The sequence below is a fragment of the Pseudomonas sp. PAMC25584 genome (assembly GCF_058135675.1).
In genome coordinates this window covers 2,000,059-2,012,832 of record NZ_CM176870.1, presented here as the reverse complement: position 1 = coordinate 2,012,832, position 12,774 = coordinate 2,000,059, and the positions used below count along the sequence as shown (strand labels likewise).

At 61.5% G+C, this 12,774-nt stretch carries 9 protein-coding genes, 4 tRNA genes and 1 pseudogene; 4 read left to right on the top strand and 10 right to left on the bottom strand.

Annotated features, from left to right (window positions below; genetic code table 11):
- A complete protein-coding gene (locus ACS5Q8_RS09400; protein ID WP_443697890.1) occupies positions 1–1,500 on the bottom strand; it encodes a PAS domain-containing sensor histidine kinase in 1,500 nt (499 codons plus the stop codon).
- Positions 1,501–1,761: 261 nt separating this feature from the next.
- Between ACS5Q8_RS09400 and ACS5Q8_RS09395 the strand changes: the two genes are divergently transcribed.
- Positions 1,762–3,384 carry an acyl-CoA synthetase gene (locus ACS5Q8_RS09395; protein WP_247398764.1) on the top strand — a complete coding sequence of 541 codons (1,623 nt, stop codon included), beginning with the start codon at positions 1,762–1,764 and terminating at the stop codon, positions 3,382–3,384.
- Positions 3,385–3,678: 294 nt separating this feature from the next.
- Here ACS5Q8_RS09395 and ACS5Q8_RS09390 read toward each other — a convergent pair.
- From ACS5Q8_RS09390 to ACS5Q8_RS09375, 4 genes are all read right to left on the bottom strand, one after another.
- A tRNA-Gly gene (locus tag ACS5Q8_RS09390) sits at positions 3,679–3,754 on the bottom strand.
- Positions 3,755–3,757: 3 nt separating this feature from the next.
- Positions 3,758–3,833: transfer RNA gene (locus ACS5Q8_RS09385), tRNA-Glu, on the bottom strand.
- Positions 3,834–3,937: 104 nt separating this feature from the next.
- Positions 3,938–4,013: transfer RNA gene (locus ACS5Q8_RS09380), tRNA-Gly, on the bottom strand.
- Between the two features lie 2 nt (positions 4,014–4,015).
- Positions 4,016–4,091: transfer RNA gene (locus tag ACS5Q8_RS09375), tRNA-Glu, on the bottom strand.
- A 357-nt stretch (positions 4,092–4,448) separates the two neighbouring features.
- Here ACS5Q8_RS09375 and ACS5Q8_RS09370 point away from each other — a divergent pair.
- Positions 4,449–5,219 carry a hypothetical protein gene (locus ACS5Q8_RS09370; protein ID WP_247398767.1) on the top strand — a complete coding sequence of 257 codons (771 nt, stop codon included), beginning with the start codon at positions 4,449–4,451 and terminating at the stop codon, positions 5,217–5,219.
- A gap of 117 nt (positions 5,220–5,336) precedes the next feature.
- Positions 5,337–6,149 carry an alpha/beta fold hydrolase gene (locus ACS5Q8_RS09365; RefSeq protein ID WP_465160096.1) on the top strand — a complete coding sequence of 271 codons (813 nt, stop codon included), beginning with the start codon at positions 5,337–5,339 and terminating at the stop codon, positions 6,147–6,149.
- A 39-nt stretch (positions 6,150–6,188) separates the two neighbouring features.
- On the opposite strand, the gene ACS5Q8_RS09360 is transcribed toward ACS5Q8_RS09365, so the two are convergent.
- The 4 genes and pseudogenes from ACS5Q8_RS09360 to ACS5Q8_RS09345 form a co-directional block, all read right to left on the bottom strand.
- A complete protein-coding gene (locus ACS5Q8_RS09360) occupies positions 6,189–7,031 on the bottom strand; it encodes a methyl-accepting chemotaxis protein (protein ID WP_426120543.1) in 843 nt (280 codons plus the stop codon).
- An 18-nt stretch (positions 7,032–7,049) separates the two neighbouring features.
- A pseudogene (locus ACS5Q8_RS09355) lies at positions 7,050–7,211 on the bottom strand (HAMP domain-containing protein); the annotation flags it as partial.
- A gap of 1,059 nt (positions 7,212–8,270) precedes the next feature.
- Positions 8,271–9,683, bottom strand: a complete 1,413-nt coding sequence (locus tag ACS5Q8_RS09350) for an aminotransferase-like domain-containing protein (protein ID WP_247405967.1) — start codon at positions 9,681–9,683, stop codon at positions 8,271–8,273.
- Positions 9,684–9,885: 202 nt separating this feature from the next.
- On the bottom strand, positions 9,886–10,647 hold the full coding sequence (locus ACS5Q8_RS09345) for an SDR family oxidoreductase (protein ID WP_465160095.1): 762 nt from the start codon (positions 10,645–10,647) through the stop codon (positions 9,886–9,888).
- Between the two features lie 227 nt (positions 10,648–10,874).
- On the opposite strand from ACS5Q8_RS09345, the gene ACS5Q8_RS09340 reads away from it, so the two are divergent.
- The gene (locus ACS5Q8_RS09340) at positions 10,875–11,882 is read left to right on the top strand and encodes an NADP-dependent oxidoreductase (protein ID WP_276197258.1); all 1,008 of its coding nucleotides are present in this window, start codon (positions 10,875–10,877) and stop codon (positions 11,880–11,882) included.
- Between the two features lie 59 nt (positions 11,883–11,941).
- On the opposite strand, the gene pyrF is transcribed toward ACS5Q8_RS09340, so the two are convergent.
- Positions 11,942–12,640 carry an orotidine-5'-phosphate decarboxylase gene (gene pyrF, locus ACS5Q8_RS09335; RefSeq protein WP_253394462.1) on the bottom strand — a complete coding sequence of 233 codons (699 nt, stop codon included), beginning with the start codon at positions 12,638–12,640 and terminating at the stop codon, positions 11,942–11,944.
- Positions 12,641–12,774: the final 134 nt, after the last annotated feature.

The following is a 12,774-nucleotide window of genomic DNA, read 5'->3' as shown; positions in this document are numbered from 1 at the left end:
TTATTGTGGGGCACCGCTCTGGGCGAGTGCGGGCAAGCGGCAGCACATTTGCAGCCCGACCGGCATCGGCTCGGCCTGCAACTCGCCACCGAAGCCTTCGATGATGCTGCGGCTCATGGACAAGCCCAGGCCCAGGCCATTGGCCTTGCTGGTATAGAACGGGGTAAATATCTGCTCCAACTGCGCCGGCGAGACACCGGGGCCCTGATCGCTCACGTCGATTTGCACCCACCCGTCACGTTGTGCCAGCGCACTCATGACGATGAGCGAAGGCTGGCCGGGATGGGCTTCACGATTCGCATCAATGGCATTGCGCAGCAGGTTCAGCAGCACCTGCTCCAGCAGCACCCGGTCGGCGTAAATCAGCGGCAGATTATCCGGCAAGCGATCCTCGATCGTCACCTGACAATCGCTGGCCTCCCAGGCACACAGGCGGACGGCTTCGCGGGCCACCTCGCCGGGGTTCAGCGCCTCCATGCGCCTACGTCCCTTGCGCAGAAACGCACGCAAGCGCTTGATCACTTGCGCGGCGTGATTGGCATGCACCGAGATCCGCTCCAGGCCTTGAGCCACTCGCTCGGCCGCCGGCGAATCGCTGCCCAGGGCAGCCAGATAACGCTGGCTGGCATTGGCGTAGTTAACCACCGCCGCCAGCGGCTGATTCATTTCATGGGCGATACCCGACGCCAGCTCGCCCAGGGTCACCAGGCGCGCAGTGTGCGCCAGTTCGTCCTGGTGATGACGCTGCTGGGCCTCGCGCAACTTGCGCTCGGTCAGGGTGGTTTCCTCGGCCTGGACCCTGGCGGTAATGTCGCGGGACACGCTGACCACCTCCACCACCGCGCCGGTGTAGGTCTCGCGGATCGCCCGGCAGGCGGTTTCGAACCACAGGTAATGGCCCTCGCGATGGCGGATGCGATAGGTCATGGTGTAATAACCGTCCTGCTCCAGGCCCTCCCAGGCACGCCGCACCAACCCCGCCAAGCCCTGCCGATGGAACAGGCGTTGTGCCAGGGTCCCGCGCAATTCCTCCGGCCAGTAGCCCAACAACGCCCAGGAAGCCGGCGAGGCATCGAGAAAACCACCATCCGGGGTGTGCCGGGAAATCAGGTCGGTGGTGTTTTCGATGATCAGCCGATACAGGCGCCGGGCCTTGGTGGATTCGCGCTCGGCGACAATCTGCGCGCTGGCCTCCCGGCAACGCGCCAGCACGCGGTTTTCGCCAGGGTCAGGAATAAACGTCCACACCAGAATGCGCTCGGCGAACTGCGCCTCGACGTTTTCGATCGCCCGCTGCTGCCCCAGGCACGCCTGCACCAGCGGCAAGCAATTGACCGGCAACAGGCTCACACAATCGGCCAGGGACAACTGCTCAAGCAACGCCAACAGCGCCGCGTTGAGCTCCAGCGGCCGAGCCTGGGCATCCAGCAGCAGACTCGGCTGCGGGTCATGCCCGAGCAGCGGCGAGCCGCTTGGTAAGCGCACGGAATTGCCGATCATCTTGAAACCTATACAGGGAGGGCGACGTCGAGGTCAGCGGAAGCGTTTAAGCAAGATATAGTACATATACTATACAACACAGGTAGTACTTCCATATATCCGCACGAACAGTATATAAAAGCCGCCGGAGAAGTCATTGCGCTTTTCCCGCAGGGACCGGCGCGCCAACGATAAAGCCTCAAGGCCGGCACCGTCAGCTTAACTGCCGTTACCAGCGTCTCGAACAATAGAGCTAATAATCAGCCACCGGGTATCCGCACCATGTCCATTTTCGACCAAGGCCTCGAGCCGACCAGCGTTAATCACATTGCTCTTTCGCCTTTAAGCTTCATTGAGCGCACTGCCAGCGTCTATCCCGATTACCCTGCCGTGATCCACGGATCGATACGCGCCACCTGGGCGCAAACCTACAGCCGTTGCCGGCGTCTGGCCTCGGCCCTGGCCGGTCGCGGGATCGGCAAAAACGACACCGTGGCCGTCATGCTGCCCAACATCCCGGCCATGCTCGAAGTGCATTTTGGCGTGCCGATGATTGGCGCAGTACTCAATGCGCTCAACGTGCGCCTGGATGCCGAGGCCATCGCCTTCATGCTCGCGCACGGCGAAGCCAAGGTATTGATCGCCGACCGTGAGTTCCACGATGTGGTGCATGCAGCCATCGGCATGCTTGACCATCCGCCCCTGGTCATCGACGTCGATGACCCGGAATACGGCGAAGGCCAGCCCGTCAGCGACCTGGACTACGAGGCGTTTCTCGCCGAGGGCGATCCGGACTTCGCCTGGCAGTGGCCTGAAGATGAATGGCAGGCCATCTCGCTGAACTACACCTCAGGCACGACCGGCAACCCCAAGGGCGTGGTCTACCACCACCGCGGCGCCTACCTGAATTCCCTGGGCAACCAAATGATCTGGGCGATCGGCAACCACCCCGTGTACCTGTGGACGCTGCCGATGTTCCACTGCAACGGCTGGTGCTACCCGTGGATCATCACGGCCCTGGCCGGGGTCCATGTGTTTCTGCGCCGCGTCGACCCACAGAAAATCCTCAACCTGATCCGCGAGCACCAGGTCACTCACTTGTGCGGTGCGCCGATTGTGCTCAACGCCCTGGTGAACATGCCCGACTCGGCCAAGGCCACCATCGACCACCCGGTGAACGCCATGGTCGCCGGCGCGGCGCCACCCGCCAAGGTCATCGGCGCCGTGGAAGAAATGGGCATCAAGGTGATCCACGTCTACGGCCTGACCGAAGTGTATGGCCCTGTGACCCTGTGCGCCTGGCACTCGGAATGGGATGCACTGCCCCTGGACGAACGTGCGCAGATCAAGGCTCGCCAGGGCGTGCGCTACCCGACCCTGGAAGGCGTGATGGTCGCCGACCCGAAAACCCTCGAACCCACCCCCCATGATGGCCACACCATCGGCGAGATTTTCATGCGGGGCAATACGGTGATGAAGGGCTACCTGAAGAACCCGACGGCGACGGCTGAAGCGTTCGAAGGCGGCTGGTTCCACACCGGCGACCTGGCGGTGACCCATCCCGACGGCTATGTCGAAATCCGCGACCGGCTCAAGGACATCATCATCTCCGGCGGCGAGAACATCTCCACCATCGAACTTGAAGGTGTGCTGTACCGGCACCCGGCAATCCTGGAAGCCGCCGTCGTCGCCCGCCCCGATGAAAAGTGGGGTGAAACGCCGTGCGCCTTTGTCACCCTCAAGGCCGACCACCAGAACATCCGCGAAGCCGACATCATCGGCTTCTGCCGCGAACACCTGGCAGGCTTCAAGGTGCCGCGCACGGTGGTTTTCACACAGCTGCCGAAGACTTCGACCGGTAAGATCCAGAAGTTTTTGCTGCGTGACATGGCGAAAAAGCTCTAGGGCTCTTTCACCAAGCCCGAACGCTGCGCATACACGGTCGTGTCTGATTGAACGACATGGACGCTAGTTGATAGGGTTGTGCAGCCAGCCTCAAACCGATGCCCTCCTTTATGGAGGGCATTGTTTTTTGGGGCGGCGTCGTTGAGGCGCGCCGGATAGCCCGAGAAGATCAAGCAAGCATCAGGCGCACTGGCTCGCACCGAGACGCAATATTTATCGCAGAAACGAAAAAAGACGCCGAAGCGTCTTTTTTTCGCTGACCCCCAGTCCCAATGGACACTGCGAATCAAAAATTGGAGCGGGAAACGAGACTCGAACTCGCGACCCCGACCTTGGCAAGGTCGTGCTCTACCAACTGAGCTATTCCCGCAAATGGCGTCCCCTAGGGGACTCGAACCCCTGTTACCGCCGTGAAAGGGCGGTGTCCTAGGCCACTAGACGAAGGGGACACGCTACTGAAACACATGGTGTGTATTTCAGTGCCCAGGGGCCTTGTCCGAAGACTTGGTCCTGGTTTCACTCAATGCCGCCCGAGGGCAACACTGCTTAAAAATGGAGCGGGAAACGAGACTCGAACTCGCGACCCCGACCTTGGCAAGGTCGTGCTCTACCAACTGAGCTATTCCCGCATTGGCGTCCCCTAGGGGACTCGAACCCCTGTTACCGCCGTGAAAGGGCGGTGTCCTAGGCCACTAGACGAAGGGGACACACGTACAACATTCACTCCCTACCGCGTTTCGCTGTGTGCTTTACGCTGTAAGTGGCGCGCATTCTATGGATGGATTGAAAGGTCGTCAACCCCCAAGGATAAATTTATTTAAATCAATGACTTCGCCCCCGTTTTCCGGCCCTTGCGGGCATTCTGCATGTCCGCGCCTTGACGCCTATATTCTGGCGCCCGACAAGACGCTATAGTTCATCCAGCAACTGATGGCATTGTGCATCTACGCAGGGAATGCTTACGTATATAGAAGAAACTACCTGGGCAACTGGTCGAACAGTCCTATCCGACAGATGTCCCAGTCACTACACTCCACAGCAAACCCTATAAAGAGGTCACACCGGTGACACCACTCATGATCACCCTGCTGGTAATAGCCGGGATCGTAATACTGATCGCCATTGGCTACATGAACCACGCGGTGGAAAACAACAAACTGGAAAAGCAGCGCGCCGTGATTGAGCTTAATGACCGGCTGCGTCGCTGTGGTGAGATCACCGAGACCTTCCCTGGCCAGTTGATGACCCCAGCGCTCAAGCTGCTGCTGACCCGCCTGGAGCTCAACGTCAACCAACGCTTGTTGCACCTCAACAAGACCAGCGCACCGCTCAAGGCGCGGATCGCCGAACTGAATGCGCTGGTGGCCCAAGGCGAATCGATCCCGATCAACAACCCGCCCGGCCCGATCCAGACCGAAGCCAAGGCCAAGGACGTGCGGTTCCTGCTCGAAGCCCTGCACGGCCAAGTCACGCGCGCCGCCCAGGACGGTTTCCTACCGACCAATGAAGCCAAGCACTGGATCAGGGAAATTCGCCACATCCTGGTACTGCTGCACATCGAGTTCTTCAACAACCTCGGCCAGCATGCCCTGCAACAGAACCAGCCTGGCCAGGCGCGCCTGGCCTTCGAGCGCGGCGTGCAGTACTTGCGCAAGCAGCCCGAGCCCGCGCTCTACAGAGAGCAACTGCAACTGCTGGAGAGTCAATTGGTGCGCGCTAACTCTACGGTGCTGACCAACAGCAAGCCTGCGGAAGACGAAGTCAACGAACTGACCGAAGGCCTGAAAGTCGCCGAAACCGACGCCGAGTGGAAGAAAAAAGTCATCTACGACTGACCCTCCCTCCCCATGTGGCGAGCCCTCCCTCGCCACATGCCATCATTTAGTACCTATCCGCTGGCCGTCGACTCGCGTACAAAAGTGTCCCTCACTTCGTGAAGTTGGAGGCCTGTTATGCCTGTCGCCGTGATTGATGGACAACCGTTGCACTATGTTGACCAGGGCTGCGGCCCGGTCGTCCTGCTGGGTTCGAGTTACCTGTGGGACCGAGACATGTGGGCACCGCAGATCGAAGCGCTGTCGCACCAGTATCGTGTGATCGTCCCCGAGCTCTGGGGCCATGGCGAGTCCGGGCCGCTGCCGACACACACGCGATCCCCGGACGACCTGGCGCGCCAGGCCCTGGCACTGCTCGACCAGTTGCACATTACCCGGGTCAACCTGGTGGGCTTGTCGGTCGGCGGCATGTGGAGCGCGCGCCTGGCCCTGCGGGCACCCGAGCGGGTCAACAGCCTGGTGCTGATGGACACCTACCTCGGCGCCGAACCCGAGGCCACGCGCCAGCACTACTTCTCGCTGTTCAAGATGATTGAAGACGCCGGCGCTATCCCGGAGCCGCTGCTGGATGTGGTCGCGCCGATCTTTTTCCGCCCGGGCATCGACCGCGAATCGGCGCTGTACCAAAATTTCCGCAAGGTCTTGCAGGACTACCCCGCGGCGCGCCTGCTAGACAGCATCGTGCCCCTGGGCCGGCTGATCTTCAGCCGTGAAGATGTATTGGAGCAGTTGTCACGCCTGGACGCCGACACCACCCTGGTGCTGTGCGGCGAACAGGACACACCGCGCCCGCCCGCCGAGTCCGAGCAGATGGCCAGCCTGATCGGCTGCAGCCTGAGCCTGATTCCCGACGCCGGGCATATCTCCAGTCGCGAGAACCCGGACTTCGTCAATGAAGCGCTGCTGACCTTCCTCGCCAACCATGCCTGATCGCCCGCCAGCCCTTTGATCGCGGCCTGCCAGCGGCGATCAAAGGCGGAAGTGCCCCACCATGCCCTTGAGTTCCGTGCCCAACTGCGCCAGTTCAATACTCGACGCGGCATTGCCTTGCATGCTCAACGCCGATTGATCGGCACTCGCCCGAATGCTGGTGACGCTGCGGTTGATTTCTTCGGCCACCGAACTCTGCTGCTCGGCCGCCGCCGCAATCTGCTGATTCATTTGTTGGATCAATGACACCGCGGCCGCAATGCTGCCCAGGGCGCTTTCGGTTTCCAGCGCATCACTGACGGCCAGCTTCACCAACTCGCCGCTCTGCTGGATCTGCTGCACCGACGATTGCGCCGCGCTGCGCAAGGCGCCGACCAGGCGTTCGATTTCCTCGGTCGATTGCTGGGTGCGCTTGGCCAGGGCCCGCACTTCATCGGCCACCACCGCAAAACCACGGCCTTGCTCACCGGCGCGCGCGGCCTCGATGGCCGCGTTGAGTGCCAGCAGGTTGGTCTGTTCGGCCACGCTTTTGATTACGCTCAACACGCTGCCGATATTCTGGATTTCGACGCTGAGGCTTTCGATGCTGGCACTGGCGCGGGTACTGGAGGTGGCCAGCAATTCGATGCGCTGCAAACTCTGGCGCACCACCTGCTGGCCGCTGTCGACTTTGTCATCGGCAGTCTGCGCCGCTTGTGCAGCCTCTTCGGCGTTGCGCGCCACATCATGGACCGTGGCGGTCATCTGGTTCATCGCCGTGGCAACCTGTTCGGTTTCTTCCTTCTGGCTGCTGACCTCGATGTTGGTCTGCTCGGTGACGCTGGACAGCGAATGGGCCGAACTGGCCAATTGCTCGATACCCGCTTGCAGCCCGCTGACCATTTGGCTCAAACCGCTGCCCATCTGTTGCATCGCCAGCATCAACTGGCCGATTTCATCGCGGCGGCTGACTTCCATGCGCCCGCTCAAGTCGCCGGCCGCAATCTGCTGGGCCACCGCGATCACACGGCGCAGCGGCGCGACGATCAACCGGGTAATCACCCACGCTGCAATCAACCCCATCAACAGCGCCAGGGCTGACGAGCCGATGATCAGCAGCGCGCTTTTCTTCAGTTGCGCTTGCATCGACTGGTCTTCAGCGGCATACGCCTGGTCGACCCGGCTGACGACTTGGTCGGCGCGATCATGCAATTGTTTGTAGACCACTTTTTCCTGGGCCAGCAGGCCGGTGTATTCGCCGAGTTTTTCGCTGAACGCGGCGATATGCCCGGCGACCTCATTGAGCACCGTCTGGTAACCGGAGTCCTTGACCGAGGTTTTCAGTAGCTCAACTTGGGCCAGCGCCTGCTCGGCCTGTTCGATCTTGCCCTGTTCGGCGCTGTCTTCCTCGCCTTTGCGGCTCTGATCAAGGCGCACATGAGCTTCGTTCATGGCTTGCAGCATCAACCGTGAAACCTGACTGACCTGCCCCGCCTGCTCGATAAACTCGGCGCCCTCCTTGCCCTGGCTTTCCTTTAGGCCATAGGCGCCATCGTCGGCCAGGCCGGCCTGCAACACATCGAGGTTATTGGCCACGCTGGACACCGACCAACTGGCCATTTCCAGCGCCAGGTCCTTGGTCTGGGTCAGCTCGACGAACTCATCGAACGCCTTGCGGTAGGCGGCCAAGGCCTGCTCGACCTCGGTCATCAGCGGCACGTTGGCCGCAGACCCGGCCTTGAGGCTGCCGGCCAGGGCAGCCAAGGCGTCGACACGTTCATGCAGGGCGTCGACGGACTTGGGGTCGGCGTGCAGCGCGTAGTCCTGCTCGATCAAACGCACCTTGAGCAGCCCGCTGTTGAGCGCAGACATGCTCTTGAGGCCCTCGAAACGCAGGCCAACGGTTTGCAGGGACCACACGCCAATGGCTGCCACCAACGCAGTCAACAGCAGCACCAGACTGAAGCCCAAACCCAGTTTTTTCGCCATACCGAGGTTGGCGAAACGTCGTTGCACGGCCGAAATCATGCGCTTGAATCCTCTTGCAATGGCGGATGCCATCAAGCCCGGTTTCCCAGCAGCGAGATTCGCAACCACGAGGCACTGAACACAAGTCGTTGGCGCCACAATAATGGCAAAAAGCTACACGTTCGTCGTTTTCAGAATGGTCGAGGTCGATCTGGCAGGCCCCGTAGCGCGGAACAACGCCAGGGCCCGCTGATCAGCAGCATAGGCCACATTGATGCGCTGCCACTCGCTGTGTTCACCCGTAGGGCTGAACAGCGCCCCCGGTGACATCAGCACACCCAGTTGCCGTGCATACGCCTGCAACCGCGAACGGTCGCCCACGCAGGGCCGCGCCCAGACAAACATGCCGCCGGCGGGCACGGCGAACACCTGCCATTCCTCATCCTCCAATACCTGCAAGGTCGCGGCCATTTGCGTGTTCAGGCGTTTGCGCAGGCGCTGCACCCATTTGCGATAGGTGCCGTTGGCCAGCAACGTGGCCATCACCGCTTCGGCAAAACGCGAGGTGCCGATGCCGGTGAGGGTCTTGAGGTGTACCAATTGCGCAATGATCGGCGAACTGGCGCTGAGGTAGCCGACGCGCAAGGCACTGCTGAGGGTCTTGGAGAAACTCGAGACATAGATCACCCGATCTTCATGGGGCAGCGCCGACAGTCGCGTGCAACTGGCGTGTTGGAGGTCGGCGTAGACATCTTCTTCGATAATCAGAAAGTCTTCGCTGTGCGCCAGCTCCAGTAAACGCTCGGCCACCTTGCGGCACAGGCTGGTGCCGGTGGGGTTGTGATACAGGCTATTGATAAACAGGCACTTGGGACGATGACGGCGCAGCAGGGCTTCCAGCGCCGGGATGTCCGGGCCGCCCTGGGTGCGCGGTACTTCCAGCAGCGTGACGCCGTGGAAGGCCAACTGACGAAACAGGTTGCCATAACCGGGGGTTTCTACGACCACGGTGTCGCCGGCCTTGAGCAACGTGCGGATCAACAGGTCCTGAGCGTGGCTGGCGCCATGGGTGGTGAGGATGCGGTCGAGGCTGGTGACCACGTGAATTCGGGTCAGGCGCTTGAGCAATTGCTCGCGCAGCGCCGGCAGCCCCAGTGGCGTGCTGTAGTTGAACAGGCCCCCGGTATCGGTGCGGCTGACTTCGCGGATCGCGTAGCTGATGTCATCGCTTTCGCGCCAGGCGTCCGGTAACCAGCCGCAGCCCAATTTCAACTCGCCCAACGGGCTGTCGGTAAAAGCGCCCCACTCTCGCTCCGCGCCTTCATACCAGTGGCGTTCCTGAGCCACCGGCGGCTGCGCCACCATAAACCCAGAGCCCTGCTTCGAGGTCAGCAGGCCTTGGGCCTCCATGCGCTCGAATGCCTCGATCACGCTGGACTGGCTGAGCAGGTTGTCGAGGGCCAGTTGGCGGATGGACGGCAAGCGTGTGCCGGGGCTGACCCCGCTCTTGCGAATCCATTCCGCCACCGCGCTGACGATTTGCTGCACCACCGGTACAAGGGCTTGTCGATCGATCCCTAAATCCATGAGCCACTCACTTAACTATCTGTTATTCAACCCAAAACAGTTAAGCACAGAAGCCCGCCAAAACAGGCCACCAACAGTTACTAAAGTATTGATTTTATTGACTTATTTACCTCCTGATACACATTGGATCACGGCGTTTTGCCAGCTATGGAAACGCCCCACAGCACCTCAAACTTTTTCGAGAGCGGTGCGGCTTGGAGTCCTAGATCGCGGTGGCGCCGCCGTCCACCGCCAGAGCCTGGCCGGTGGTGAAGGCCGCACCGTCGCTGCACAGGTACAACACGGCACTGGCGATTTCCTCAACCTTGCCAATGCGCCCGACCGGGTGCATGGCGGCGGCAAATTCGGCTTTGCGCGGGTCAGCTTCATAGGCACGGCGGAACATGTCGGTATCGATCACTGCCGGGCATACCGCGTTGACGCGGATTTTCTTTTTCGCATATTCGATGGCCGCCGATTTGGTCAAGCCGATCACGGCGTGTTTGGACGCGGCGTAGATGCTCATCTTTGGCGCGGCGCCCAGCCCCGCCACCGACGCGGTGTTGACGATCGCTCCGCCGCCCTGGGCCAGCAGCAACGGCAATTGGTACTTCATGCACAACCACACGCCCTTGACGTTGACGCCCATGATGGCGTCGAACTCATCGAGGGTGCCGTCCGCCAGCTTGCCTTTCTCGATCTCGATCCCGGCGTTGTTAAAGGCGTAGTCCAGGCGGCCATATGCGGCAATGGTCTGCGCCATCAATTGCTGCACGTCGGCTTCCAGCGTGACGTTGCAGCGCACGAACTGCGCATCGCCACCGGCCTCGCGGATCAGCGCGACAGTGCCTTCGCCGCCCGCCACGTCGAGGTCGGCAACCACTACCTTCAAACCTTCGGCAGCAAACGCCAGCGCAGTGGCGCGGCCAATACCGGCGGCGGCGCCGGTGACCAGGGCGACCTGGCCGGAAAACGTCATGCTCATGGGGATGTCCTATGGGAGAAATAGCCGTGGCGCGAGTCTAGCCAACCCCGGGACGCGCGCGTCAGCACTATCAGAAGGCCGGTTAGCGCTGCATGAATCACAATGATAAGACCGCCTGCGTCACTATCATCGAGGCCTATCGACGAGCATTCGCAGCCCTCGGCCGACCTTGCCCGCAAGCCAGTATGGGTCTATCAATCAGGCTTCATTTCTCAAGAGTCCTTGCCATGACTGCCCAGACCAACCGTCAGTTCCTGCTTGCCAAACGCCCGGTCGGCGCGGCCACGCGGGAGACCTTCACCTACCAGGAAGTGCCGCTGGGCACCCCACAGGACGGCCAGGTGCTGGTGCGCAACGAATACCTGTCCCTCGACCCGGCGATGCGCGGCTGGATGAATGAGGGCAAATCCTACATTCCGCCGGTCGGCATCGGCGAAGTGATGCGGGCGCTGGGCGTGGGCAAAGTGATCGCCTCGAACACCCCGAAATTCGCGGTCGGGGACTACGTGAACGGCGCCCTTGGGGTGCAGGATTACTTCCTCGGCGAGCCGCGGGGTTTCTACAAGGTCGACCCCACGCTTGCGCCCCTGCCGCGCTACCTGTCGGCGCTGGGCATGACCGGCATGACCGCCTATTTCGCGCTGCTCGACACCGGCGCACCGAAAGCCGGTGAAACTGTGGTGATCTCCGGCGCAGCGGGGGCGGTGGGCAGCATTGCCGGACAGATCGCCAAGATCAAAGGCTGCCGTGTGGTGGGCATTGCCGGTGGCGCCGACAAGTGCAAGTTCCTGGTCGATGAGCTGGGCTTCGACGCCGCCATCGATTACAAGCACGAAGACCTGCCGGCCGCGCTCAAGCGCGAGTGCCCTAAGGGCGTGGATGTGTATTTTGATAACGTCGGCGGCGACATTCTCGACGCAGTGCTCAGCCGCCTGGCGTTGAAAGCCCGCGTGGTGATCTGCGGCGCGATCAGCCAGTACAACAACAAGGAAGCCGTAAAAGGCCCGGCCAACTACCTGTCATTGCTGGTCAATCGCGCACGCATGGAAGGCTTCGTGGTGATGGATCACGCGGCGAACTTTGCCGCCGCCGGGCAGGAAATGGCCGGCTGGATGGCGCAGGGCAAGCTCAAGAGCAAGGAAGATATCGTGGAGGGGCTGGAGACGTTCCCGGAGACGTTGATGAAACTGTTCAACGGGGAGAACTTCGGCAAGCTGGTGCTGAAAGTCAGCTGATACACAGCAGATGTAAATGTGGGAGCAAGCCCCCTCCCACATTATTGATCGGTGATCGATCAGGCGATCTCGGCGACAACTGCGGCCAACGCTTTGGCTGGATCGGCCGCCTGGCTGATCGGGCGACCGATCACCAAGTAGTCCGAGCCCGCGTCCAGCGCCTGACGCGGCGTGAGGATACGGCGCTGGTCATCCTGGGCGCTGCCCGCCGGACGAATCCCCGGGGTGACCAATTGCAGCGACGGGTGGGCGGTCTTGAGGGCCCGGGCTTCCAGCGCCGAGCAGACCAGGCCGTCGAGGCCGGCTTTCTGCGCCAGGGCCGCCAGGCGCAGCACTTGCTCCTGAGGTTCGATATCCAGGCCGATCGCTGCCAGGTCCTCGCGTTCCATACTGGTCAGCACGGTCACACCGATCAGCAAGGGTTTAGGGCCGCTGCGCTGTTCCAGCACTTCACGGCAGGCGGTCATCATGCGCAGGCCGCCGGAGCAGTGTACGTTAACCATCCACACGCCCATCTCGGCGGCGGCCTTGACCGCCATCGCGGTGGTGTTGGGGATGTCGTGGAATTTCAGGTCGAGGAACACCTCGAAGCCTTTGTCACGCAGGGTGCCGACGATGTCAGCGGCGCAACTGGTGAACAGTTCCTTGCCGACCTTGACCCGGCACAGCTTCGGGTCCAACTGGTCAGCCAGCTTCAGTGCGGCGTCACGGGTGGGGTAATCCAGGGCGACGATGATAGGAGTCTGGCAGACGGACATTGGAATGGGCTCTCAGGCAAGTCGAAATCGGCGCGGATTGTAGCGCAAGCGACGCCGTTGCGGGATCCGATGATCGGTAAATACTGACCAAGCGCGCCCAAGCGGACATTTCGGGCATTTGTATCAAAACAGAT